The following is a 26,803-nucleotide window of genomic DNA, read 5'->3' as shown; positions in this document are numbered from 1 at the left end:
GGGCAGGGCACACCGAAAGAAACGATGCTATGATGTGGAATCGGTATTCGGAAACATAAAAAAGAACCACGGGTTCAAGCGATTTATGCTCCGTGGAAAGCAAAAAGTGGAAATTGAAATGGGATTATTGGCAATAGCACAGAATATCAGGAAGAAAGCAGCATAGAAAGCTGCTTTTTCTCTACAATTGGACTTCCGAAAGGCAAAAAATGAAAAATCAAGCCGAGGTCATCCACAGACCCTGAGAAATTGATTAGACCAAATATTAACTGAAATATAAATGTGATACAGCCCCGTAATTTCCCCCAAAACCACCCTCATTCCTTAAACAAAGCTGACATTCTTTAGCCTGCTCATTTCCAGTGGCGGCAGGATGGATAAAAGGCCGCGGCCATTGTGCGTCGGCCTTGCCCTTGGATGCTTTCAAGCAATTATCTCCTCCAAAGAGATAATTGATTAGAACGGCATCCTCGGCAATAAGGCATTTTGTTCATGTGCGTTGGGCTAGCGCGACAAGCCACATTAAATGAGCAAGCGTTTTGGTTACTTTTGCGCCTCAAAAGTAACTGCATCTTGCCATGAAATGGTAAAGAATTTGGGTTGTTAGCCCAAGTCAGGCCACCGCGCAAGACTTGCGCTAGCAATGCTAAAGATGGTCGATAGCGTAGCCGAAGCGTGCGCTAGCGTTGCTGAAGATGGTTGGTGTGGACACCAACCATGGCGTATGTGATGCCGCATGGCGTTCAATTGAATTTCAAAGCTACCAATAGAATTTTCAAAGCAGATGTCCGCTCATTTTTAGTGGCGGAAAGATGAATAAAATGCCGCGGCCATTGTGCGAGGGGATTGACCTTGGATGCTTTCAAGCAATTATCTCCTCCAAAGAGATAATTGATTAGAACGGGATCCTCGGCAATAAGGCATTTTGTTCATGCGCGTTGGGCTTGCGCGAAAAGCCACCTTAAATGAGCAAGCGTTTTGGTTACTTTTGCGCCTCAAAAGTAACATCTCATGCCATGAAATGGCATTATTAAATAGTGAAAATTAGCTCTGCTGTAGATGGTTGGTGGGGACACCAACCATGGCGGCCAGGGACACCATGCATAATGTGCGCTATATCCGCAATTACCACCATGTAGGGGTGTCACTATTATAGAATTGATTATTCAACGTCCACTAACCCCGCTAAGGGTGTCACTATTATAGAATTGATTATTCAACATCCACTAACCCCGCTAGGGGTGCAACTATTATAGAGGACAATTCCAAAACCAAATCGTCTCACAAAAAATACCACTCTATTCTTTAAACTCGCAAAATGCTTTTTTTAAGATATCTGAAAATTATTAACCTAAAACAGTCCCATCTTTGTCTTGTTAAAAGATATAAGTCAAACTAATTCAAAATGGATTTTAGATTTAAAAAAACCTTTTCTAGCTTAACCCTTACCTTGTTGACTGCAATGTCTGCATTCGCACAAGATGGGTTAAACAATTTTAAGGTCCCTGTACAACAGGCAGTAACTCACAACAAAAGTCTCATCAATGCAAACCTTGAAAATCAAAAAGTAGCACTGGACAGAGAAAATGTTAAAGGAAAATTATTACCAACTGTATCCGCAAATGCCATGTATGGCTATTTAAACAGTACTTTGGATATAGATCTCCCCGCTAAAACATTGCCTCTATTGGGAACCACAATTTTTGATGGTACCCAAAAAATGAATATGTCAACCCAAATTGGATTGGCAGGCGTAACTGCTACTCAAGTGATTTTCTCGGGATTGCAGATCACGAATGGACAAAAAGCGCTAGAACAAAAATTTAAAGCGCAGCAATTAATGACTGAAGCAGGTTATGACCAACTTGCCCAAGAGGTAATGACAAGTTTTGACCAATTGATGTTGCTCAAAGAAGTGGATCTTTTGATCCTTGATTCAGAAAAACGCCTCAATAAAGAGCATGAAAAAGTTTTAAAAGGAATTGAAAACGGATTCGCAATTCCTTATGACCGTGATAAAATCAAACTGGCAATGCTGGAGCTTGAATCTAAAAAAGCAGAAGTCCAAAGTAACAGAGAATTGCTTTTCTTTAAATTAGAAGAATTGACAGGGATGTCAATGGAGGAATTGAAGGAAGTTAATTATAAACTGGACGAACTCAACCTGGAAATGGATTCAGCAAATCAGATGAACAGAAAAGAGCTGCAAGCATTAGAAGCTTCGCAAAAAGCTTATGAGTTTGTCCTAAAAAAGGAAAAAGGAGCAAAATTACCGCAGGTATTTGCCTTTGGAAACGTGTCTTATTTGAACGCGTTTGGTACCGATTTAACGGTTAAGGATCTTCCTCGTGTGGGTGATTTGAAATTAGAATCCAATCACTTGAGGATGGCGCCGAATTTTGCATTAGGTGTTGGAATGAAATGGACTATTTTTGAAGGTAAAGCTCACAAAACAGCAATCGACAAAGCTAAATTAGATATCCAAATCAATGAAAACAAGCTTGCCGACACCAAGGAAAAACTGTCTTTGCTGCAGCGAAAAACTGAGGTAGATTATAACCTTGCCCACAAAAAAATCCAAGTGAGCAATCAACAGGTTGAAATAGCAAAAAACAATCTGCACCTAGCATCACGTCAATTCGAAGAAGGTCTATCTGATGTGACAGAAAGATTGGAAGCCGAAAACGAATTCTATAAACAGTCTCTAGGCTATTATAATCAAGTACTCAACCAAAGAATGGCAGCATCTGAACTATTGAAAGCAAACGGAAATCTTTACCAAACCATCACTAAATAATCATGAAAAATATTTTATACACTATAGCAGGAATTATTCTTTTACAAAGTTGTTCTGGTGACAACCAAAAAAAGCAAATAAAATTAGAAGGAAAGATCGAACGTGATCAAATCGCGGTCACAACAAAGATCCCCGGGAAAATTCAGAAAATATTGGTCGAAGCAGGTCAGAATGTCCATAAAGGGGATACCTTGGTGATTTTGGAACTTCCAGAGGTAGACGCTAAAGCAATACAGGCAGAAGGAGCTCTTTCCGCTGCGCAAGCGCAATATGAAATGGCAGTGAAAGGTGCAACAGATGGACAAATGAAACAGTTGCACGCCAAAGTAGACGGCTTAAAAGAACAGTACGACTTCGCGCAAAAATCTTTGGACAGAATGAACAACCTTTTGCGCGACTCCCTGATCTCGCAACAAAAGTATGATGAAGTATATGCAAAATATCAAGGTGCAAAAAACCAATACCTTGCCGCTCAAGCCGAATTAGCTGATGTGCAACACGGTGCTAGGATCGAACAACAAAGAATGGCACTAGGCCAAAAAGAACGTGCATTAGGGGCTGTAGATGAAGTGAATGTAGCGGCTAAAGAACGTTATATTTTAGCTCCTCAGGATATGAGCATTGAGAATATAAACTTGCAGGTAGGAGAGTTGGCAATGGCAGGATATAGCTTAGTATCTGGATATATCAATGATGGTACATTCTTCAGGGTAACAATCCCAGAAAGCAAAATCAAGGATTTTGTAAAAGGTCAAAACAAAACCCTTATTATTCCATACTTGGAAAATAAAGAGGTACAAGCTAAAGTCGAAACAATTAAGCCATTGAGCTCTTATGCTAATATCTCAACGGCTTATCCTGATTTTGAAGAACAAGAAACTTTGTTCGAAGTACATTTAAAACCTGTAAATATTCAGGAATCTAAAGACCTGCTAACAAAAGCTACATTTATAGTAAAACAAAATTAAGACATGAAGAATTTTTTGAGTTTATTAAAAAGAGAATTCAGACTCTTCTTCCAAAACAAGGTCTTGCTTGTTCTATTCTTGGGAGCTCCGATTTTATATGGAGTTTTGGTAGGAGGGGTCTATAAAAAAGGAAAGGTTACTAACTTACCTATTATCGTAGTTGATGAAGATAAAAGCCCATTGAGTAGACAATTGATCGATATGTTCAATGAAAATGATGTTATCTATGTAGCCAAGGTCCTTAATGATCCATTCAGAGCAAAAGATGAAGCCCTGAAAACAGAATCTACTGTCGTGGTGCAAATCCCAAGGAATTTTTCTGCAGATGTAAACTATAATAGAAGTACTGAATTGACATTATTTGTAAATGCATCCAACACATTGACCTCAAATTCAGCAATGATGGCAGTAAACGTTGCAGCATCTACTCTAAAAGCTGGGATACAGATCAAGGCGCAACAAAAGAAAGGTGTACCTGAATATGTCGCTTCAAAACAGTTTGAACCCTTCAAAATAACCATGATCAAACAAAACATAAGAAGCGGTAACTATCTTTATTTTATGCTCCCTGGAGTTTTGTTGACTGTATTGCAACAAGTAATGATGTTAGGACTGGCATTGAGTTTTGCCTCAGAATTTGAAAAAGGGACATTCCCGGAACTGGTTCAAAAAAGCAACAATGTATTTGTCCTTATATTGGTGAAAATCTTGCCTTATATCTTTATGTCTGGCTTGATATATATCTTATATTATGGTTATTCCATTTGGTATAGAATGCCATTGAACTTGGACGGCGGAGCATTTTTTGCAACAACCATACTCTTCTTGTTAGCGGTAAGCTTTATTGGGATTTTGGTTAGTATTGCCATTCCAAGTCAGCTGAAAGCTACAGAGATCTTAATGGTCATTGCTACACCGAGCTTTATCCTGAGCGGATTTACATGGCCATTGAGTCAAATGCCTGAATGGGTAGTCGCTATAGCCAAAATGATTCCACTAACACATTACTTGCAGATCTTCAGAACATTAATGATAGAAAAGGGAAGTATAGAATATCTTCAAGGGCCAGTTATTGGACTTGCAATAATAGCAGCTGTGACTCTAATAGCTTCAATTATCCTTCTCCAGATTAAAATCAATAAGGTCAAGAAAAATAAACAGGTCCAAGCAACAGTTTAACTTTGTCTTTTAACAAACCTGTCAAGCATTGAATCACTCGATTCAATGCTTTTTTATTTACACCCCTCGGTCCCTGGGCTTCGACTCCTCTCAGCCACCGAGCCGAAGGGCGGTCCCTGGGCTTCGACTCCTCTCAGCCACCGAGTCGAATGGCCAGTTCTAATGTCTAATGTCTTATGTCTAATGTCTTATGTCTAATGTCTAACCCCTACTTCCCCTCAATAACCACACTTCCTTTCTTACCAGGCGAACCAGAATAAATCTGTCCTTGAGGCATACCTCTAAGACCAGGCTGAGCCATGGAAATACGGCTATAGATCTGACCAATCTCACTGGTTGGATTAACTCGTAACCCACCTTCTTGTACATCCACAAAAAGATAGTTGTTTGCTTTTTTATCGCTGAACTGAGGTTTGATACCAGAAAGATCATACATGATTACAACATCGCCACCATCACCGTTGGGATGAGTCTTGGTGCCATTAAATGCATCTATCCCTCGAGCTATAACAAATAAGGATCCCAATTTATTGAACTTTACATCCATATTGATGTCCGTAGCATTGTTTTTGCTGTCCTGACCCGTAATAACTACATTTTTACCAATCTCAGCATAACCAATCTCCAACTTTACGTCCTTTTTCGCATAAAATTCAATCTTGGACCTATCCTTCATAATCAGCGTATCAATCTTCAAAACCATGGATGAGTCTCCACGGTTGAACACTTTTTTATCCTTCTTTCCAAGTTCTAACTTAGAAATATGCTCTACTTGTTGACCATAAGATAACATGGTACCCAACAATAAAGCTAAACTTAATATATATTTCATTGTACAATTCTCCTTTCTAGTAGGACAAAAATTAAGGGAAATAGTTTAACTATTCCCCTCGCATATATTCAACGATTAGTTTTGCTGTCTTTTCTGAAGCCCCTGGGCTGCCCATTTTTTCAATGAGAACATCATAATTCTCCAAAACACTCGCGCGATGCTCTGGATCAGCAATTAATCTCCCAAGTTCATCACCAATATTGCTTGTTGTACAATCCTGCTGGATTAATTCAATAACTGACAAGTAATTGTTGATCAAGTTGACCAATGATATAAATTGTACTTTAATAACTTGTCTGGCAATCATCACGGTGATTGGATTCGCTTTATAAACGACCACTTGCGGCACTCTTAAAAGAGCGGTTTCTAAAGTTGCAGTTCCGCTAGTAACGGCTGCTGCTTCAGCATTTTTCAACAAATCATAAGTCTGGTCAAAAACAACCTTGATAGGATAGTCACCAATATATCTTTGATAAAGGCTAAGGTCAAAATTAGGAGCACCTGCAATAACGATTTGATGTGCCGGAAAACGATCATATAAGCCAACCATTTCAGGTAATAAATGCTCAATTTCCATTTTGCGACTGCCGGGAAGTAAAGCAATGATTGGACTTTGATCCAATCCATTTCGCTCCCTGAAATCTGACTGGAATTTATACGCCGAAATAGCATCCAATAATGGATTCCCTACATAGTCGACATCATATCTAAATTCCTTGTAGAATTTAACCTCAAATGGTAGAATACAGAACATATGATCAACAACCTTCTTGATCTTATAGACTCTCTTTTGATTCCATGCCCAAATTTTTGGGGAAATATAATAACAAACCCGAATGCCCAACTTCTTGGCAAACTCAGCAATCTTCATGTTGAAACCAGGGAAATCTATCAAGATAACAGTGTCAGGTTGATATCTTTGTATATCTGCCTTTACTTTTTTGAGGTTTTTGGAAATACTCCTCAGGTTTTTCAGAACCTCAATAAAACCCATAAAGGCCATCTCCGAAGTATGAATAAACACGGGAACTCCAGCTGCAGCCTGCATCTGGTCGCCACCTACAATTTGAAATTCCGCTTCCGGATCTTCCTTCTTCAAGGACTTGATCAGATTTGCACCATGTAAATCACCCGAGGTCTCTCCAGCTATTATATAATATCTCATTATTCCGATTAATCTTTAAAGATAAGAATTCTTACAACCATGATGCAAAAATTCAATAAAATGCATAAACCTAAACTTAGTAGCCCACTTTAAACTATTCAATCCTTTCCAATTTGACCTGTCCCAAATCCTTTCGAATTACTAACTAATAGGTGCTTTGTTATACTCTCATTCGTCTCTTGTTCGGACCTCGTTCGGACCTCGTTCGGAGCTGCTTCGGAAAACACCCGAACAAGGTCCGAATCAGGTCCGAACAAAAGAGGACGGAGAGTGGAAGGAGAGTGGAAGGAGAGTGAAACAAGACTATACTCAGAAAAAATAAAAATGACAATATTAAAAACCACAGAAATTAATATTGAACCCATCCAAAATCAAAAAAAATGGCCCGGAATTAATTCCAAGCCATCCTCTAATCAAATATCTACCGACAATAATAATATCTTTCTAAACCATCTCTCTGTCCTTCATTTCAAGTCTATAAATAATAGACAATAGACATTAGACAAGAGACAATAGACACATACAACAGTCAATAGTTTGCAGACATAAAACCTCAACATGTCATTGTCTTATGTCTTATGTCTATTGTCTACTGTCTATGTTTAAATCCCCAACTCAACCTGGAACATAGCGCCCCATGCACTTTTATCATTGTGGTTGTTGAAATTACCGTCTTTGAATGTATAACTTCCATTTAATTGAAATTTCAAACGGTGAGCTTTCATGTACTTGGTAAGACCTACCTCCATAACTTCGGTTTGTCTTTCAAAAGCCTGAATATCTTTATGAGGCTCAACGTAGGTATATCGACCTGCAATTTCATAACCGTGGTTCAACAAATAAGATACTTGTTGATTCACACCCCAACCTTTATAGGCAACTGTTTCTTGAGGATCGTCCTCATCGGTCATATTAAATGGGTTGTCTACATCACGGCGCATGTATTCAGCTTGATAAGCAAATCCTGCATACTTGAATATGGCATCAGCAAACGCAATTTTAAAAGTAAATGGGTTTTGTACAAATCTACCCAATTGACCTGCTTCGCGTTTTGTTCTATCATTATAGCTATAACCACCACCGATTGACAACTTAGGAGTTTCTTCGCGCTCTAAATCACCTTCTTGGTAATCATTGTCATTGGTGAAGTCGCCCAATGGAAGGAATTCAACACGACCGGTATAGGCTAATCCGGCATCTGTTGAAGATGCTGCACGACCCTCACCAGTAGATATCGCTGCCTTAGCATTGATTGGTACATTTCCAATCTTTTTGCTCAAGTTCAAAGAAACACCAAAGTCACGGTCCAACGTGAAGTTCTCGTTTACTAATGAACGATCCGCAAACTGCAACTGACCCGAAGAATTTACACGCTGGCGGTTACCAGGTAACTTGTTCTGACCAAAAGAAATGTAAAAATCATCCGTAAAATTATAGAACATCACCGCGTCCCTTACAATATTTGGAATCTTGGAGTCGTCATAATCTTGGTCACTGCGGGTAAATGCCAACTGAACCGAATAGGAAATCTTAGGTGTATAAATATAACCATCCATACGCATTCTTAGCCTCCTGATACGAGCATCAAACTTACCATCATCTATGCCATTTAATTCTTCCTTGTATCCTAACCGGTTTTGCATACGGAACCTGAAGTTCACATAAAACAATGAATCACTGGATTTATACTGAATTCCTTTGAAATTAAGGATCGTTGCACGGTCATCACGTTCTTGGGCGTAGGCTGATGTAACTCCAATAATTACAAGAGTTAAAATAAGGTAAAGGTGTTTTAATTTTTTCATGTTAAATAGATGGTTCTTGTTGGCTTAAGCAATGAAAACTTCCTAATCCCCAGATAATATCTACGGAATCAATTCCAATTACTTTTCTATCAGGAAAACAACTCTGGATGATTTCGAGAGCCTTAGTGTCATTCTTATCATTGAAAACAGGTACAACGACAACTTTGTTTGCAATATAAAAATTTGCATAGGATGCAGGCAATCGTTGGTCATCGTATTCAACTGGTCTTGGCATGGGTAATTCGATGATTTTCAATGGTCTACCATCTAATAATCTCATGCTTTTCAAGTTTTCCAAATTCTCCTGAAGCAACCCATAATTTTCATCATTATGATCTTCCTCAACCACAGTTAAAACAGTATCCTCAGATACAAAACGCGTAATATCATCGATATGGCCATCTGTATCATCCCCTACAATCCCATCACCTAGCCACAATACCTGTTCTTGCCCATAATAATCTTTTAAATAACCTTCAATCTGATCCTTGGTTAGATGTGGATTGCGGTTTTCGTTCAATAGACAAGCCGTCGTGGTCAGCACAGTACCTTTACCGTTGAATTCTACTGATCCTCCTTCCATAACGATGGGAGGGGTAAACAATTTCAAGCCAAATTCATTGGCAATTCTAGTGGGTACCACATCGTCCAAATCAAAAGGAGGGTATTTACCACCCCACGCATTATAACCCCAATCCACAATTGCTTTTTCGCCTGTTTCCTTATTGATCACAAATGCAGGGCCGTGGTCGCGACACCACGCATCGTTGGTCGGGTTAAAATAAAAACTGATGTTCTCCATCTTGGCACCGCTTTTCTCAATGTGAGAAATAGCAAAGGCCTTCATCGCTTCATCAGCAACATTGATGCGTACTAGTTGATCGGCTGCCACTAATTTGATGAACTCCGCATATGGAGCATAAATAGTGTCAATCTTTCCCGGCCAAGATTCCTCTTTATGAGGCCAGCTTAACCAAAGCGCATCTTGCTTTTCCCATTCTGCAGGAAATACAAAACCCTGGGCCTTGGGAGTATCGTTGTAATTGTAAAAGTCGGAATTTGTTGTGCTCATCACGTGATAACATAAAAGAAAATGCTTCCCTGAGAAAGCATATTTCTAATGGTCAATTTTTTATATTAAGATTAATCTTCGTCAATAAATCTCTTGGTAATAGGCGCATAAGTTTCAATACGTCTATCGCGCAGGAATGGCCAGTGTTTGCGGAAGAAATCAGATTCATTAAGATCAATTTCAACCACCTCAACTTCTTCTTGGTCATGTGAAGCCAAATACAACAACTTCCCTTGAGCATTGGTCGCAAAACTACCGCCCCAGAATTTCATCGCACCATCTTGCTCAAATCCAACACGGTTCACCGAAACTACAGGAACACCGTTAGCAACAGCATGAGAACGTTGAATCGTTTGCCATGCATTGTATTGGTCTTTGTTGGTTTCTTCATCTTGATCCGTAGCCCAGCCAATAGCCGTTGGGTAAAACATAATCTCTGCACCCATCAAAGCTGTAATTCTGGAAGCTTCAGGATACCATTGATCCCAACAGATCAATACACCAATCTTGCCGAATTTCGTCTTGAATACTTTATATCCCAAATCACCTGGAGTGAAATAGAATTTCTCGTAGAATGCAGGATCATCAGGAATATGCATTTTACGGTATTTCCCTAGATATGAACCATCAGCATCCAAAACAGCTGTTGTATTATGATATAATCCTTGTGCTCTTTTTTCAAACAATGAAGCAATAATCACAACTCCCAATTCCTTGGCAACTGCAGATAATGCATCCGTAGAAGGACCCGGAATGGCTTCCGCCAATTCAAAATTGTCGTAATCCTCTACATCACAGAAATACAAAGAGGTAAATAGCTCCTGTAAACAAACAATTTGTGCGCCCTTGGATGCAGCCTCACGAACCTTCTCTATTGCCTTATTCAGATTGGTCTGCTTATCCTTAACGCATGACATCTGAACCAAACCAACTTTTACTTTACTCATCTCTTAAATTATAATTATGATTCGGCGCAAAGATACTATTATTTCATGGCTTATGGGAAGGTTGCCGTTATTTTTGTTGTCAGGTGACAAAAAATTTCCCCTACATTTGTAGCATGCGAAAGATCATTCATATCGACATGGATGCGTTCTATGCTTCTGTGGAACAGCGCGATTTCCCTGAGTTCCGTGGTAAGCCCCTTGCGGTCGGAGGTTCCCCGGATGGAAGAGGTGTAGTCGCAACAGCAAGCTATGAAGCCCGGAAATATGGCGTCAAGTCTGCGATGTCTTCCAGGATGGCCTTGAAGCTATGTCCTCACCTTTTGTTTACCTATCCAAGATTTGATGTGTATAAGGAAGTTTCAAATCATATCAGGTCTATTTTTGCCAGATATACTGATCTGATCGAACCGCTATCCTTGGATGAAGCCTATCTCGACGTTACAGAAGATAAAATGGGAATCGGATCGGCAATAGAAATTGCAAAGGAAATCAAAGAAGCTATTTCAAATGAGTTGAACCTCACCGCCTCAGCTGGAGTTTCAGTCAATAAATTCGTCGCAAAAATAGCCTCCGATTTTCAGAAACCTAATGGACTTACATTTATTGGACCCTCAAAAATTATTGGTTTCCTTGAGAAACTACCTATCGATAAGTTCTTTGGCGTCGGCAAGGTCACAGCCAAAAAGATGAATCAAATGGGAATCTTTACGGGTATGGATTTGAAACGCTTCTCTGAGATGGAAATGATACAGCATTTTGGTAAATCTGGGAAGTTCTTCTTTCAGATTGTCCGCGGAGAAGACAATAGACCAGTCAAACCTAACAGAATCAGTAAGTCGATAGGAGTGGAGGATACTTTTGAAACCGATCTCCATGAGTATGAAGATATGATCGAAGAAATAAATAGGATAGCGGAAAAACTATTTAAAAGATTGGAAAAAGCAGATAAATTTGGAAAGACTATTACCTTGAAAATCAAATTCTCAGATTTTACTCAAATTACAAGGAGCAAGACTTTCTTTACACCATTGGACCAATTGCAGGAAATACGAAAACAAGCCCTAGAACTCTTGGATAAATTGGATTTGCAAGATAAAAGAATCAGATTACTCGGAGTAACTATTTCAAATTTTGCAGATATGGAACCAACCTACGAAGAAGGATTCCAACTAACTTTGTTCTAAAATAATCCTTCCCCAATTATTAATAAATAACATCATCTACTGGAGAGTCCACTTCCAAGGGTAACCCCTTCAGATGCATAACCCTGTTTGGATAAAGTCTCGCAAAGCTCTCAACCAAATGGTTCATGTAAAAATTATGAACTACCAAATTATCCTGCGTAATAAGGTCTTCGATGTCATCAAATTCAAGTTCGTTATCAATAAAACCTAAGGCATGAACTTTATTATCCTTAAAATAAACATAACTTTTTTCTGTGCTTTCTCGACCTTTGTCAATTATCACAAAACTTCGTTTTTGTTCAGTTATGGACTCAATCGCTTGGGTAACTTTATTATTATACTCCTCAACTTGGGGTAAATCTTCCCTTGCCGTTAAATCTCGAACCTCCTTCAGGGCTGTAGGATTGGCGAAAAAAGAACATAAGCGTAAATCCAACTCGAAATCTTTAATCAATTTCAAGAGAAATTGCGTAGAATCATGAACGGATCCAAAAAAATATATCGGTCGAACATTCTTCCTGACTTGACAAATGGATAATCGAATATATCCATTTTGATCTTCATAATCCAGCAAGCCATATTTTGGTTCGTACTTCTTTAAAGCTCTGTTGTAAATCGGCCAGATTTTTTTGATGAGATGACATTCCTTCAAAAATGCCATTAATTCAGTGCCGGTTTCCTCAAAGTCTATATCGCATATTTCATTGATAAAACTCTGTCTCCTTTGCCCTGTATTATTTCCAGTAAAATGCGAAATAACCCTCTTTTTAATATTGTTGGCCTTACCAACATAAATTATTTTAGACGCAGAATTCTTGAAGAGATAAACACCGGCAGTAGTCGGAAGATTATTGATTAACTCAGATGGTATATGCGTAGGAATTCGTTGCTCTTTAGCTTTGACCTGAATGGTTTTCTGAATAATATTTTCAGTATCCGACAAAAATATTTTTTGGAATAAGGTAACAGTTGCTTGAGCATCACCCCTGGCTCGGTGCCTATCTTGGATTTCAATACCAACAGATTGACATAATTTCCCCAAACTATAGGATGTGAAGCCAGGAAATATCTTGCGGGATAATCTGACGGTACACAAGCGAGATGCTTTCCAATCGTAACCTGAATTCTTTAAAGAAGCCTGTACAAAAGAATAATCAAAATGAACATTATGAGCCACAAATACCCTGTTGTTCAGCAAATGATAAATATCTTCAGCTACATCATCAAATACAGGGGCATCTTTGACCATCTCGTCCGTTATACCTGTCAAGGCTTGAATATGGAAAGGAATGGGTTGCTCAGGATTGATCAAGGTACTGTATTCATCAATGATCTTTTTACCATCAAAGATGAAAATTGCAATTTCAGTGATTTGACTCGCTGAGGCAAATCCACCCGTGGTTTCTATATCGACAATTGCAAAAGTAGGGGACTTCATTAAACAAAAATAATACTAATAATTTTAATTACTAAAATTATTAGTATTATTTTAATTCTTTTTTTACAACTATAGTAATTCTACTCCTTGATCGAGTAATTCTTCTTTTTTCTTTGGATCCCAAATACTTACTTGAACCTCGCCAATATGTTTCAGCTTCAACATAAACATACAGATTCGAGATTGACCAATTCCACCACCAATGGATTCCGGCAATAGGTCATTTAATAGCATTTGATGGAATGTTAACTTTTGTCTATCCAAACTGTTTCTGATTTCCAATTGGGTCATCAATGCTTTTTTATCTACACGTATTCCCATGGATGAAAGTTCGAATGCGCTTCCCAATATCGGATTCCAAACTAAGATATCACCATTTAGACCACGGAATCCCAAAGTGTTGTCCGTACTCCAATCATCGTAATCCGCAGCTCTGCCATCATGCGCTTGTCCGTTTGAAAGAACACCACCGATACCATATACGAATACAGCACCATATTCTTTTGAAATGGCGTTCTCACGTTCTTTGGCCGTTAAATGAGGATAGGCCAATAGCAACTCTTCAGAAGATATGAATTTGATTTCCTTTGGTAGGATAGCCTCAACGTGTGGGTATTTTTCTGAAACAGACTGTTCAGTTTCATAGATAACAGCATAAATTTTCTCAACAGTTTCCTTCAAGAAATCCAATGACCTATCATCATAACGGATACTTTTCTCCCAATCCCATTGGTCCACATATATAGAATGAATAGGAGAATAATCTTCATCAGGTCTTAATGCACGCATATCTGTCAAAATCCCTTCCCCAGGTTCCATCTCAAGCTCTTTCAACCTAATTCTTTTCCACTTTGCTAGTGAATGTACTACCACTGCTTTTTGATCAGACAAGGATTTGATCGGAAATGAAACAGGTCTTTCGATACCATTCAAATCATCATTGATACCTGTGCCATCCAAAACCACAATAGGAGAGGAAACAGGGGTTAAATTCAAAGCCTCCTTCAATCGAGATGCAAATGTCTCCTTCACAAACGTTATCGCTTGCTCTCTTTTTAAAATATGACGTCCCATTAAAAAATTTACAATATTAACATAGTTTAGTATGACAGTTGCCTACTAATTTTCATAATCGAAACAAAAATAAGAAAATGTTAATGATTTGCAGATTTTATTGCAAAAATAACTACAATATATTGGGTATCTGATGAAATAATTTAAAGCTTTTGTTCTAGAGCTTTCAAAATCGCACTCGCTTTGGTGTAGCATTCTGCAAATTCATGCGCTGCATGGGCATCAATGGTAATCGCACTACCGGTATGGAATGATAGGTATTGTTTGCTGTGGTTGTATAAAATTGTCCGGATCACTACATTGAAGTCAAAATCGCCATCAGAAGAAAAATATCCTATGGCACCTGAGTAAATCCCGCGCCTGGAATTCTCATAACGATCGCATAATTTCATCGCCGATATTTTAGGAGCACCCGTCATAGAACCAGCAGGAAATGTGTTCTTGATAACTTCCGTGTCTTTAAGACTTGGGTCCATTTGACAGGAAACCGTAGAAATCATTTGGTGTACATGTTCAAATGTATAAATCCCCAGCTTCTCTGTGACTTCCACTGTGCCAGGTATAGCATTGCGGGTTAAGTCATTCCTGACCAAGTCCACAATCATCACATTCTCGGCAATCTCTTTCGGATTCGTGGCAAGGTTATCTTTTAATTGCTGATCCTCTTCTTTGTTCTTTCCGCGGGCGGCAGTTCCTTTTATAGGTTGTGAAATAAGTTTATTCCCTCTCTTTGCCAAAAATCGCTCCGGAGAAGCACTGATAATATACTTATCACTAACTTTAATAAATGAGGAAAATGGAGTAGGAGAAAGCTTGTTTAGATTTAAATAAAGTGCTTCAGGGCTAGATACTTCAGCGTTCTCTCCATAAAATTCCTGACATAAATTAGCTTCATATATATCTCCCTTTTTGATATGGTCCTTTATGCTTTCAAAAGCTTCAAAATATCTGGACTTATCCATTCTCGGTTTTATTTTTCCCGAAAATAAATAACTAGTGTCCAAATTATCAGCCAACTGAATCGCTTCGAAAACAGTATCAGGACTTTCAGAATGAATAATAACTTGATTTTCTAATAATTCTATTAGAATTTCAGGAACAAAAAAATAAGCATCAGGAAACTCCAAAGGATTTGGATGTTCTGTGCTTAAGTCCTCAATTTCATTCTTGAGGTCATAACTAAGAAATCCCGGGATCCATTGATTAGGAAACCGGGATTTAAATTTTTCGAGATCAGCAAATGCTGATCCTACATTTGCAGAGAATTCCTCTTTTGCACCAACGGCCAAAAGACTCCCTACTTTTGAATATTGATTCTGGAAACCATTTGATTGAAAAAGACATACGGTTTCAAACCTTTTGGACCAATTTAAGGCCTTAAGTAAGAAATCAGTAGTAGTCGTTTCAAAAATGGCTCTTGCCATATCTATTTACTATAAAACAATAGTTTGAGTACGATCAGGACCTACCGACAAATACTTAATCGGAACATTTAATTCTTGTTCCAAGAAAGAAATGTAGTTCTGCAATGCTGCAGGGATTTCATCCTTACTACGGATACCTGTTAAATCAGTATTCCAACCTTCAACTTCCTTAAGGATTGGTTCAGGTTTGTGGGTAATGATTTCATATGGCATGTAGTCGATCGTTTCTCCTTGATATTTATAATGAGTACATACGTAAATTTTATCGAAAGTATCAAGCACATCCGCTTTCATCATAATCAATTCAGTTACCCCATTGATCATAATAGCATACTTCAATGCTGGCAGGTCAATCCATCCAGTACGACGTGCTCTACCTGTTGTTGCACCGAACTCATGTCCTAACTGGCGCAATTTTTCGCCGGTTTCATCTTCAAGTTCTGTAGGGAATGGTCCTCCACCTACGCGAGTTGCGTATGCTTTGAAGATACCATAAACCTCGCCGATTCTGTTTGGAGCAATACCCAATCCAGTACATGCACCAGCAGTAGTGGTATTTGATGAAGTTACAAAAGGATATGAACCGAAGTCAACATCCAACAATGTACCTTGAGCACCTTCAGCCAAAACTCTCTTGCCATCCTTCAAATATTGATTTACCAAGTGTTCAGAATCAACAAATGGAATGGTTTTCAAGAATTCGATAGCATCCATAAATGCTTTTTCCTTTTCTGAAAAATCAGGGATCTCGCCATAATGAGATAAAATAGAAAGGTGTTTCTGTTTTAATTTCTCATAGCGCTCCATAAAATCAGGAAGGGTAGTGTCACCTACACGCAAACCGTTTCTACCAGTTTTGTCCATATAGGTTGGTCCGATACCTTTTAAAGTAGATCCGATTTTACCAGCACCCATATTTGATTCAGATGCAGCATCCAATAGTTGATGGGTAGGAAGGATTAAATGGGCCTTGCGAGCAATAACCAAATTACCTTTGCCCACAGGATCAAATCCAGCAGCTTTTAGGTTGTCTAATTCTCTTTTAAGAATGATAGGGTCAATTACCACCCCGTTCCCGATTAGGTTGAGGGTTCCTTCATTGAAGATTCCTGAAGGAATAGTGTTCAATACAAATTTCTTGTTGTCAAACTCTAAAGTGTGTCCCGCATTTGGTCCGCCTTGAAAACGAGCGATCAAATCATATTTTGGACAAAAAACATCAACAATTTTCCCTTTTCCCTCGTCTCCCCACTGCAAACCCAATAGCACATCAACTTGCATAGTATTACTTGAAATTTATTAGTTAAAATTTAATTTGTTTTGTTCACGAATCAAAATAAAAATTCGGAAAAAGGGCGTTACCTGCCTTTTTCCGAACAAAGGTATATATTAATTCCTCGAATGTTAAATTAATTTGAAATTACTGCTTCTTTTGCGGGAGCATCTTGATTAAGCTTGCTTTTGCGGCAGTCAGCACAGATTCCATAAAGGTTTAGCGAATGGTGCTTGATGTCAAAATTCAATAGATCCCCAATCATAGATTGAATCTGATAAACTCTTGGGTCACAGAATTCTACAACTTTGTTGCATTCAATGCAGATTACATGGTCATGCTGTTTGTAACCGTAGGATTTCTCGAATTGAGCCATATTACGACCAAATTGATGCTTGGTCACCAAATCACAAGAAACTAACAACTCCAATGTGTTATAAACCGTGGCACGACTAACACGGTATTTCTTGTTTTTCATGTGGATATATAATGACTCCACGTCGAAATGATCCGACCTAGAATATATCTCCTCTAAAATAGCATAACGCTCTGGTGTTTTTCGTAGGTTCTTGTTTTCAAGGTATGCCTCAAAAATCTTCTTAACGGTTTCGTAATTTTCCCCTTGTTTCATAAGGTGTGTCCTTTGTAAAAATTCAAATTTACCAAAATACAGCGGTATTCACGATTAGAATTGTCAATACCCTGTAAGTCTTTAGTTCTCCGACTCGTATCTCGTCACCCCAGTGATGCCCGGAATCTGCTTCAAATGCTTGATTAAACTGTCCAATTGATCAGTGTCGTTCACAAAAACCATAATGTCGCCCTCAAAAATACCCTCATTACTCGAAATTGATAATGAACGAATGTTTACCTTGAAGTCTTGAGAAATTACAGTCGTAATCTTGTTCACCAAACCAACATCATCGATACCCACAATCTTTAACCCAGTCAAGAATGCAACACTATTGTGCAAAGATGCCCATTTTGCTTTTAAGATACGGTAACCATAGTTCGCCATTAATTTGGAAGCATTCGGACAACTGGTCCTATGGATCTTGATCCCATCATTAACCGTCAAGAATCCGAAAATATCATCTCCCGGAATCGGATTACAACATGGTGCTAAAGTATAATCTACTTTCTGATAATCATCGCCAATTAAAATAGTATCATCCTTCTTATTGATCTTTTCAACGAGACCATTGATATGAGACTGGAATTGATTTTGATTGGCGTCCTCAGAACGTTCATTCGCCACAAAATTCCTTAAGTTCTTGATGTCTATTGTACCCTTGGCAACATTATAAAATAGTTCTTGCGAGCTTGGATATTTAAAGAAATTAGCAATCTTATTGATGTTTTCGGTATTATAGGTAATCTTAAGGGACTTTAATTTACGTTCCAATATCTCCTTACCATCTTCAGCTACACGGCGTTTCTCTTCTTTCAAGGAAGATTTGATTTTGGATTTTGCTTTAGCCGTTACCACAAAATTCAACCAATCTTCTTTAGGAGTTTGTTTGCTGGAAGTGATGATTTCTACCTGGTCACCATTCAGCAGCTCATGGCTCAGCGGCACCAATTTATGGTTTACTTTGGCACCTATACAGGTTGCACCAATATCCGTATGAATTTCAAAAGCAAAATCTAAAGCAGTAGCACCATTTGGCAATTGAACCAAAGTTCCTTTTGGAGTAAAAATAAAAATCTCGTCAGAAAACAAGTTCATCTTGAAATCATCCACAAAATCCAAAGCATTGGGTTCAGGATTATTCAATATATCACGAACCTTCTGGATCCATTGATCCAAGCCATTGTCAGAATTGGATTCCTTGTATTTCCAATGAGCTGCAAACCCTTTTTCTGCGATTTCGTTCATTCTCCTCGTGCGAATCTGTACTTCAACCCATTGTCCTCGAGGACCCATCACAGTGGTATGCAAGGATTCGTATCCATTTGCCTTAGGGGAAGAAACCCAATCTCTCAAACGGTCAGGATTCGGACGGTATAAGTCTGTTACGATAGAATAGACCTTCCAACATTCTGTTTTTTCCTTTTCGTCATCCGTATCGATGATAATCCGGATTGCAAACAAATCATATACCTCTTCAAATGGAATAGACTTCTTCCGCATCTTGTTCCAAATGGAGTGGATCGATTTTGGTCGCCCAAAAACAGAAGCGTTGATTCCTTCTTCTGCCAATATCTCTTGGATAGGAGTGATAAAATCTACAATGAATTTTTCACGTTCCGCTTTTTTCTCATTCAGTTTCTTGGCGATGAATTTATAAGTATCCGGATCGGTATACTTCATGGACAAGTCTTCTAATTCAGACTTGATAGCATAAAGACCCAAACGATGTGCCAATGGAGCATATAGATAGCTTGTTTCCGAAGCAATCTTCAACTGCTTGTGGCGTGCCATAAACTCCATGGTTCTCATGTTATGGAGCCTATCTGCCAATTTGATCAGGATTACCCTAACATCATCTGCCAGGGTCAACAACATCTTTCTAAAGTTCTCAGCTTGCATGGAGCTGTTCGGGTCGAATATGCCTGAGATCTTAGTTAGACCATCAATGATTCGTACAACTTTCTTTCCGAACTGTTCCTCGATGTCCTGAAGTGTTACACTGGTATCTTCAACAACATCATGTAGCAATGCGCAGACAATAGAAGTGGTTCCCAACCCGATTTCTTCTGCAGCAATCTGGGCCACAGCAATAGGGTGGTAAATATAAGGCTCGCCAGATTTACGACGCATGTCTTTATGGCTCTCCAATGCTAAATCAAAGGCCTTTCTGATCTGTTGCTTGTCACCTTTTTGAAGTGTCGGTTTACAAGCTCTAAGCAGCGCGCGATATCTTTTACGGATTTCCTTATTTTCAGCCTCAATATCAATCACATATTCTTCCATAAAAATGCATTGCTAACAATAAAAAAATAAATAATTTTGTTATATTTATTGAACTAATAATTCAAGAATTTATACTAAATTGTAAAGTATAAATATACGGAAAAAAATTAAATTTATTTGCATAGGGCTTATTATAATGATGATGTGTGGAAGTAATTTAAAGTGGGTTTTTATGGTTTTTGTCATGTTTGTTTTGCCTCTATCAATACAAGCTCAGACGCTCATAAAGCCCCAGTATGGACCTGGTGAACCGGAAGTGGTTGAGCATTACGCCACCACAACCCTAGACAATGGGGAGGTCGTGCCATGGTTCCCAATCGAGGAAGTAGTGGTCTATGCCAGAAGGACATTTAAAACAGAAGACGACCGCCAGAAATACCTGAGACTCAGAAGAAACGTCATTCGTGTGTTACCATATGCAATCTATGCTCAGAAACGTTACGAGCAGCTCGACCGCGACTTGGCAATGACAAACTCAAGAAGAGAAGAAAAAAGATTGATCAAAGAATGTGAACAAGAAATCAAAGATAAAATCACTTCAGAAGTGAAAAACTTGAGCGTATCACAAGGAAAGATCCTGATTAAACTAATAGAAAGACAAACAGGTAATACAAGTTATGAACTCGTAAAAGACATGAAAGGCGGAATATCCGCATTCGTCTACCAAGGAGTTGCCAAAATATTTGGTCATAACCTAAAAAGTACCTACGATCCAACAGAAGATTATGAAATTGAAAACATAATTCGCGAATATGAACGTTCGCGTCCTATGGCCAAACCCTAAAAACCTTTTTTTTATGAGTAAGACCGTTTATGATTATAATGCACTAGAGTTCAGCGGACAGAAAAAATCACTTCGCGATTTTGAAGGTAAAGTTTTACTGATCGTAAATACAGCCAGCAATTGCTTTTTTACAAAACAATTCAAAACACTTGAAAACCTATACAAAAAATATAGAGATATGGGTTTTGAAATATTGGCATTTCCTTCTAACGATTTCAGAAATCAAGAACCACTTACTGGAAGAACATTGGAAACCTTCTGCCGTGTGAATCAACAAGTAACATTTCCTGTCTTCAAACGCATCCATGTCATCGGAGAATATAAAGACCCTTTGTATGGATATTTGACAGATATCAATGCTAATGGCAAAATCGGAACCTCCCCAATGTGGAACTTCCATAAGTATCTAGTCAATAAAAAAGGAGAGGTTGTCGACCATTTCTATTCCTTGACCAGCCCAATGTCAAAGAAAGTCCACAATCGCATAGAAGAACTGCTTAGCGACAAGTAATAGCAGTGATTTTTCGTATAATTGTGTATTGTACAAAATACACGATCACATGAAATTAGATTTATTAGTAATGACCGTTCATCCTGATGACGCTGAATTAGGAGCAGGGGGTGTTATTGCCAAATACGTAGCTGAAGGTAAGACCGTAGGAATTGTAGACTTGACTCTTGGCGAACTTGGAACTCGGGGTACTCCTGAAATCCGTGCACAAGAAGCTCAAGACGCTGCAGAAATCCTCGGAGTGGCCGTACGTGAAAATCTGAAACTCCGTGATGGTTTCTTCCAGAACAATGAAGAACACCAAATCGCTATTATTAAAGCAATACGTAAATACCAACCTGAAATTGTTATCACCAATGCATGGGAAGACCGACACCCTGACCATGGACGTGCCAGTAAACTCGTAAATGATGCGCTCTTCCTTGCTGGACTCAGACGAATCGAAACTGAACTGAATGGCATTTCGCAAGAGCCATACCGTCCACGACTGCAGCTGCAGCTGATCCAAGACAAATATATAAACCCCGATATCCTGATCGATATCACAGAATACTGGGACATCAAAGAAAGGTCTATCCTTGCCTATACATCACAGTTCAATGTCGGCAATGACGACGATGAACCACAAACCTATATCTCAAACCCCGACTTTATGGACTCCACCAAAGCTAGAGCACACGAATTCGGCAGATCAATCCAAGTAAAATACGCCGAAGGATTTACCTCTAGAAAAATCTTGGGAGTAAGGGATTTGTTTGAGTTGTATTAAAATAGACATTAGACAATAGACATAAGACATAAGAACTGAGATAGTTTATTAAAATAATAAAAAGGTCTGAAGATTGAAGCTTCAGACCTTTTTTATGTGAAATTGATAATTTGATAGTGGATAATATATGATACAAAAATGGTTTTAGTGTTATTAGGAGCGAAAATTTGACTAAAAAGTCCTAGGTTCAACCCATTGCAACGCCATAAAATTCTTATGTCTAATGTCTAATGTCTAATGTCTAATGTCTAATGTCTAATGTCTTATGTCTAATGTCTTGTGTCTTATGTCTTTTGTCTTTGTCATGTCTACTGTCTATTTACCCTTTCCCCTCAAAATAACTCCTAATTGCTACTTCATCCTTTTTGATCTGTTCCTGCATAAGTTCAAGGCTTTCAAACCATTGATCATGACGGATAAATTCCAAAAATTTTACTCGGATGGTTTTGCTGTAAAGGTCATCGTTGAAATCCAATAAGTTAACTTCGATTTTTCTGTTCATACCGTCAACGGTTGGTCTTGTACCGATATAGCACATTCCTTTTGCTACGCGTTCTGGTTCTGGTTCAAAATAATCGCCAGTTACAATCTCAGTAGTTCTAGGATAAATCTCAACTTCCACAGCATAGATACCATATGCTGGGATCAATTTATGAGCTTCGTGCACATGAAGGTTTGCCGTCGGAAAACCGATTTCTCTGCCAATTTGATCTCCTTTTATAACGGTACCTGTCAGCTCGAATGGATATCCTAAATATTTATTTGCTGTTGTGATGTCGCCTTTGATCAACGACTCACGAACACGGGTCGAAGAAACTGCCACATCCTCAATATCTTGTTCCGGGATTTGGTCAACGGAATAATCAAATATTTCAGAGAAATGAATCAGATCCTTAATAGTTCCTTTTCTGTCTTTTCCAAAATGGTGGTCATAACCGATAACGATTTTCTTGCACCCAATCTTATTCACCAGAACATTGGAAATATATTCTTCAGGAGTTTGGATCGAGAAATCTCTCGTAAAAGGAGTGATGATCAAGTGGTCGATACCTGCCAATGCCAATCTTTCAGCCTTTTCTTCAATATCATTGATCAGACGAAGGGTGTCATCGTCCGGATTGATAATCAGTCTAGGGTGGGGGAAGAAGGTAAGCAATACAGTTTCTCCGGTATTATCCTTGGCTAACTCTGTTAGCTTGTTCAAGATTTTCTGATGACCGACATGAACTCCATCAAATGTACCTATTGTAACGATGGCATAATCCAGTGGTTTGAATTCATCCAGATTCCTGTATATTTTCATTATATATTTTTCTAAGTCTTTGAATTTAGACCGCTTGGTGCTTCAATTCTTTTACTTGGTTAATTAATTCAGTTAGTTCCCAGGCGTCTTTGACATCAAATTCGCCAGATTTAGTTCTTCTCAATGATGACAGATGACCTCCGTTGTTCAATACTTTTCCGAAGTCATGGGCAATAGAACGGATATAGGTGCCTTTGCTACACTTTATCCGGAAGTGAACCACAGGCATTTCAATCTTCACAACTTCAAATTCCATGATTTCAACTCTTCGAGCTTTTAATTCTACTTCCTCACCTCGGCGTGCCTTTTCATAGACTCTTTCACCACCAATCTTAATGGCAGAATGCGCAGGTGGATATTGGTCCTGAACGCCAACAAATCCAGCAGCAGCATTTAGGATATCTTCATCCTGGATATTTGATATATCGAATGTTTGATCAATTTCGGTTTCTAGGTCATAAGATGGAGTGGTAGCTCCCAAAGTAATTGTCCCGGTGTATTCTTTGTCTTCAGCTTGAAAACCATCGATCTGTTTGGTCATCTTGCCAGTACAGACAATCAATAAACCAGTTGCTAAAGGATCCAAAGTCCCAGCATGACCCACCTTGACCTTCAAAGGCTTGATGCTATTCCTTAATTTTCCTACCACATCAAAACTTGTCCAAGTTAATGGCTTGTCGATTAATAGTACTTCACCCTCCGCAAAAGCAAATTTTGGCTTAGCTTGTCCTTCTGTATTATTGCTCATTAAATCTAAAGTTTCATTAAAATGTCCCAAAAACCAATTCGATGTTGAAACATATCCCTGGCTAAATTTTGTGCAAAAATAGGAATAATTAATGAGATGTGGGATATGAGATGTGAGATATCAGAATAGATGTGAGATATGAGATGTGAGATATGAGATAGAAAGTGGAAAAGGAGGAAATTAGATATGGGATATGAGATATTAGATAGAAAACGGAAAAGCAAGGAGTCAATGTTCCGTTGCCGTGGCTGGTGTCCCCACCAGCCACTGATGGAAAATAAAAAAAGGGCTTTTCCAAGCCCTTATTAATAATATTTTTTCTCTTTATTCGCAATCCCACCTAGCACCTTCACTGTCGCAAATCTCATATCTCACATCTAATATCTAATCCAAATCTCACATCTCATATCTAATATCTAATCCACTCTAACCCGCTCACTGTCGCATATCTCACATCTCACATCTCATATCTACCTTTGCGTATAAAAAAACACCAACAGCGCTATTCCGATAACAATTCGGTACCAACCCCAGAATTTGAAGCCATATTTTGTCAATACAGTGATAAAGGATTTTACAGCAATCATGGCTACCACAAATGCTACAATGTTTCCTATGATGAAAACCATAATGTTTTCATTGCTGGACATAATCATTTCATAGCCTTTTTGGGCATGAGCAGTTCCTTCACCCCATGTTTTTACAAAGATGGAATATACTGTTACGGCAAGCATGGTAGGTACGGCCAAGAAGAATGAGAATTCTGCGGCTGCCTTACGGTCCAACCCTTGGGTAAGTCCACCAATAATGGAGGCTGCAGAGCGAGAGGTCCCTGGCATCATCGCTAAACACTGCCAAAAACCAATGATAAATGCTTTTTTAACCGGAATTTCCTTTTCGTCGGTAATCTTTGGATTCTTGAACCATTTGTCAACGAACAAAAGAACCACACCTCCTAATACCAGAACAGTAGAAATAGCGATCTGATTTCCCAATACAGCTTCAATTTTATCATCCAACAGTTTTCCTAGAACTAATGCTGGAATAACAGCAATAGCCAATTTATAATAAAACTTAAGGTTCTTGAAATCGAAGAATTTCTTCCAATAAAGAACAACGATTGATAATATTGCTCCAAATTGAATAGATACTTGGAACATTTTAAGGTATTCACTTTCTTCCATGCCCATCAATGCGGCAGTAAAGCCCATGTGTGCAGTTGAGGAAATTGGAAGATATTCTGTTAAGCCTTCAACGATGGCTAGGATTATTGCTTCAAAAATACTCATTACTCCTGATTTGTCTTGTTCTTAGGTTTATATAAAATGGCTACGAATCCTAGAGCAAAACCTGCAACAACCACTAAAGGTGCCAATGTAATCTTGGTAAAGCTATAAATATTCTCGGTACCCATCATCAAAATGAAACCTATTGCAACAATAACAATGCTCGCAATGAATAATTGATAATTTATCTTTTTAAATACGAACCCCGCTCTGTTTGTAGTCACTGGAGTTGTTTTTACTTTTTTTGTCTGACTCATTTTTTAAACTGATTAACAATTGATTTATCTATATAAACTTGCTGACTTAGCACGTAAATATTTGGTAACGGCAAAATATGTACTCGCTGCAGAAATCAAGATCCCCAATCCAAGTACGATGGCAAATATCATCGCAAATTCAAACCAATCGCGAAGAAAAACCAATTCAGGTACCTGTTTCTGAGCAAACTGTAAAGTTAAGATCAATAAAAGAATGGCTATCAAGGCCCCAATCAATCCATGAGCAATACCATATAAGATATAAGGCCGACGAATAAAACCTTTTGTAGCACCAATCAACTGCATACTCTTGATCAAGAAACGTTGAGAATAGATCGCCAATCGAATGGTATTGTTGATCAAAGCAACAGCAATGATTAAAAGCACAACCGTAAATGCCAAAATAACAATCGAAATCACACGGATATTCTTGTTGACCATATCAATCAATGACTCCTGGTAAACAACTTCTTTGATACGGCTGTTCTTGCTGATTTTATTGATGAAGGTCTGAATAGAATCACTGTTGGCATATTGTTCCTTCATATAGATGTCAATAGAAGGAAGAAGAGGGTTTCTACCTAAATATTCAACAAAATCTTCACCCAAATCTTCTCTTAGATTCTTGGCTGCAAGTTCCTTGCTGACATATTCAGAACGTAATACATAAGGGTCTTTTTCCAAATCCTTCTGCAAAGAAAGCACATCGCCTTCATTAACATTATCATTCACGATAACATTAAGGACAATATTCTCTTTGACATAGCGGGATAAGTTTTTTGCGTGGACTAGAATCAATCCCAAAAGACCTGTCATCAATAGAACCAGTGCGATACTGATTACTGTAGATACGTATACTGATTTCGTTTTTTTCCTTGGCGAACCCTGTTCGATCACTGACATATATTTGAATCTGCGTTTATTCTTGCGAAAGTAAGGATTTATTTTTTTCCAATACTAATTTTCTAACAACGAATATCTGAATTTATTGTATAGAATAAAAAACTTTTATACTGAATTTACCCTAAATTCGCTAATTTCGCAGTTCTTTGTACAATACATTTACAATA

24 protein-coding genes are annotated in these 26,803 nt (G+C 38.4%); 8 read left to right on the top strand and 16 right to left on the bottom strand.

All coding sequences use genetic code 11. From position 1 onward, the window contains the following. From CRT24_RS10080 to CRT24_RS10065, 4 genes are all read left to right on the top strand, one after another. Positions 1–166, top strand: a 166-nt coding sequence (locus CRT24_RS10080; RefSeq protein WP_180269106.1) for a transposase, incomplete at its 5' end; no start/stop codon positions are given. Between the two features lie 1,239 nt (positions 167–1,405). Further along, a complete protein-coding gene (locus tag CRT24_RS10075) occupies positions 1,406–2,797 on the top strand; it encodes a TolC family protein (RefSeq protein WP_099371114.1) in 1,392 nt (463 codons plus the stop codon). Between the two features lie 2 nt (positions 2,798–2,799). After that, the gene (locus tag CRT24_RS10070; RefSeq protein WP_099371113.1) at positions 2,800–3,765 is read left to right on the top strand and encodes an HlyD family secretion protein; all 966 of its coding nucleotides are present in this window, start codon (positions 2,800–2,802) and stop codon (positions 3,763–3,765) included. A gap of 3 nt (positions 3,766–3,768) precedes the next feature. Beyond that, a complete protein-coding gene (locus CRT24_RS10065; protein WP_099371112.1) occupies positions 3,769–4,944 on the top strand; it encodes an ABC transporter permease in 1,176 nt (391 codons plus the stop codon). A gap of 208 nt (positions 4,945–5,152) precedes the next feature. Here the strand turns inward: CRT24_RS10065 and CRT24_RS10060 are convergent, their stop codons facing one another. The 5 genes from CRT24_RS10060 to CRT24_RS10035 form a co-directional block, all read right to left on the bottom strand. Next, positions 5,153–5,776, bottom strand: a complete 624-nt coding sequence (locus tag CRT24_RS10060) for a hypothetical protein (RefSeq protein WP_099371111.1) — start codon at positions 5,774–5,776, stop codon at positions 5,153–5,155. 49 nt (positions 5,777–5,825) lie between these two features. Beyond that, positions 5,826–6,941, bottom strand: a complete 1,116-nt coding sequence (lpxB, locus tag CRT24_RS10055) for a lipid-A-disaccharide synthase (RefSeq protein ID WP_099371110.1) — start codon at positions 6,939–6,941, stop codon at positions 5,826–5,828. A gap of 602 nt (positions 6,942–7,543) precedes the next feature. Then, a complete protein-coding gene (locus tag CRT24_RS10045) occupies positions 7,544–8,746 on the bottom strand; it encodes a porin (RefSeq protein ID WP_099371108.1) in 1,203 nt (400 codons plus the stop codon). Position 8,747: 1 nt separating this feature from the next. Then, on the bottom strand, positions 8,748–9,818 hold the full coding sequence (locus CRT24_RS10040) for an agmatine/peptidylarginine deiminase (protein WP_099371107.1): 1,071 nt from the start codon (positions 9,816–9,818) through the stop codon (positions 8,748–8,750). Positions 9,819–9,889: 71 nt separating this feature from the next. Continuing rightward, positions 9,890–10,765, bottom strand: coding sequence for a carbon-nitrogen hydrolase (locus CRT24_RS10035; RefSeq protein WP_099371106.1), 876 nt, complete (start codon positions 10,763–10,765; stop codon positions 9,890–9,892). 113 nt (positions 10,766–10,878) lie between these two features. Here CRT24_RS10035 and dinB point away from each other — a divergent pair, with 113 nt between their 5' ends. Further along, the gene (gene dinB / locus CRT24_RS10030; protein WP_099371105.1) at positions 10,879–11,949 is read left to right on the top strand and encodes a DNA polymerase IV; all 1,071 of its coding nucleotides are present in this window, start codon (positions 10,879–10,881) and stop codon (positions 11,947–11,949) included. Positions 11,950–11,968: 19 nt separating this feature from the next. Here the strand turns inward: dinB and CRT24_RS10025 are convergent, their stop codons facing one another. The 6 genes from CRT24_RS10025 to CRT24_RS10000 form a co-directional block, all read right to left on the bottom strand. After that, the gene (locus tag CRT24_RS10025) at positions 11,969–13,387 is read right to left on the bottom strand and encodes an exonuclease domain-containing protein (RefSeq protein WP_099371104.1); all 1,419 of its coding nucleotides are present in this window, start codon (positions 13,385–13,387) and stop codon (positions 11,969–11,971) included. A 69-nt stretch (positions 13,388–13,456) separates the two neighbouring features. Continuing rightward, complete coding sequence (gene asnA / locus CRT24_RS10020) at positions 13,457–14,461, bottom strand: aspartate--ammonia ligase (protein WP_099371103.1); 1,005 nt, start codon at positions 14,459–14,461, stop codon at positions 13,457–13,459. A gap of 143 nt (positions 14,462–14,604) precedes the next feature. After that, positions 14,605–15,885, bottom strand: coding sequence for an anthranilate synthase component I family protein (locus tag CRT24_RS10015; RefSeq protein ID WP_099371102.1), 1,281 nt, complete (start codon positions 15,883–15,885; stop codon positions 14,605–14,607). 9 nt (positions 15,886–15,894) lie between these two features. Then, positions 15,895–17,166: an adenylosuccinate synthase gene (locus tag CRT24_RS10010; protein ID WP_099371101.1), complete on the bottom strand. Its 1,272-nt coding sequence runs from the start codon at positions 17,164–17,166 to the stop codon at positions 15,895–15,897. A gap of 128 nt (positions 17,167–17,294) precedes the next feature. Then, on the bottom strand, positions 17,295–17,789 hold the full coding sequence (locus tag CRT24_RS10005; RefSeq protein WP_099371100.1) for a Fur family transcriptional regulator: 495 nt from the start codon (positions 17,787–17,789) through the stop codon (positions 17,295–17,297). 81 nt (positions 17,790–17,870) lie between these two features. Further along, the gene (locus CRT24_RS10000) at positions 17,871–20,075 is read right to left on the bottom strand and encodes a bifunctional (p)ppGpp synthetase/guanosine-3',5'-bis(diphosphate) 3'-pyrophosphohydrolase (RefSeq protein ID WP_099371099.1); all 2,205 of its coding nucleotides are present in this window, start codon (positions 20,073–20,075) and stop codon (positions 17,871–17,873) included. A gap of 172 nt (positions 20,076–20,247) precedes the next feature. Between CRT24_RS10000 and CRT24_RS09995 the strand changes: the two genes are divergently transcribed. The 3 genes from CRT24_RS09995 to bshB1 are packed head-to-tail and all read left to right on the top strand — an operon-like array spanning position 20,248 to position 22,139. Continuing rightward, positions 20,248–20,859, top strand: coding sequence for a DUF4294 domain-containing protein (locus CRT24_RS09995; RefSeq protein WP_257214016.1), 612 nt, complete (start codon positions 20,248–20,250; stop codon positions 20,857–20,859). Between the two features lie 13 nt (positions 20,860–20,872). Then, positions 20,873–21,370 (top strand): glutathione peroxidase, encoded by a 498-nt coding sequence (locus CRT24_RS09990; RefSeq protein WP_099371097.1) that lies wholly within the window; start codon positions 20,873–20,875, stop codon positions 21,368–21,370. A 49-nt stretch (positions 21,371–21,419) separates the two neighbouring features. After that, positions 21,420–22,139 (top strand): bacillithiol biosynthesis deacetylase BshB1, encoded by a 720-nt coding sequence (bshB1, locus tag CRT24_RS09985; protein WP_099371096.1) that lies wholly within the window; start codon positions 21,420–21,422, stop codon positions 22,137–22,139. Between the two features lie 319 nt (positions 22,140–22,458). On the opposite strand, the gene CRT24_RS09980 is transcribed toward bshB1, so the two are convergent. The 5 genes from CRT24_RS09980 to CRT24_RS09960 all read right to left on the bottom strand — a co-directional run bounded on the left by CRT24_RS09980 (position 22,459) and on the right by CRT24_RS09960 (position 26,636). After that, entirely contained in the window at positions 22,459–23,442 is a 984-nt protein-coding gene (locus CRT24_RS09980) for a bifunctional riboflavin kinase/FAD synthetase (RefSeq protein ID WP_099371095.1), read from the bottom strand. A gap of 25 nt (positions 23,443–23,467) precedes the next feature. After that, the gene (truB, locus tag CRT24_RS09975; RefSeq protein WP_099371094.1) at positions 23,468–24,190 is read right to left on the bottom strand and encodes a tRNA pseudouridine(55) synthase TruB; all 723 of its coding nucleotides are present in this window, start codon (positions 24,188–24,190) and stop codon (positions 23,468–23,470) included. 470 nt (positions 24,191–24,660) lie between these two features. Continuing rightward, on the bottom strand, positions 24,661–25,479 hold the full coding sequence (locus tag CRT24_RS09970; protein ID WP_099371093.1) for an undecaprenyl-diphosphate phosphatase: 819 nt from the start codon (positions 25,477–25,479) through the stop codon (positions 24,661–24,663). Continuing rightward, the gene (locus CRT24_RS09965) at positions 25,479–25,733 is read right to left on the bottom strand and encodes a DUF3098 domain-containing protein (RefSeq protein ID WP_099371092.1); all 255 of its coding nucleotides are present in this window, start codon (positions 25,731–25,733) and stop codon (positions 25,479–25,481) included. The genes CRT24_RS09970 and CRT24_RS09965 overlap by 1 nt, the downstream gene beginning before the upstream one ends. A gap of 24 nt (positions 25,734–25,757) precedes the next feature. Next, complete coding sequence (locus CRT24_RS09960) at positions 25,758–26,636, bottom strand: ABC transporter permease (RefSeq protein ID WP_099371091.1); 879 nt, start codon at positions 26,634–26,636, stop codon at positions 25,758–25,760. Between the last annotated feature and the right edge of the window lie 167 nt (positions 26,637–26,803).

The organism is Sphingobacterium sp. 1.A.5 (genome assembly GCF_002734235.1).
GTDB classification, from domain to species: Bacteria; Bacteroidota; Bacteroidia; order Sphingobacteriales; family Sphingobacteriaceae; genus Sphingobacterium; species Sphingobacterium daejeonense.
The sequence above is the reverse complement of the archived record's forward strand: the minus strand, read 5'-3'. Positions and strand labels throughout refer to the sequence as shown.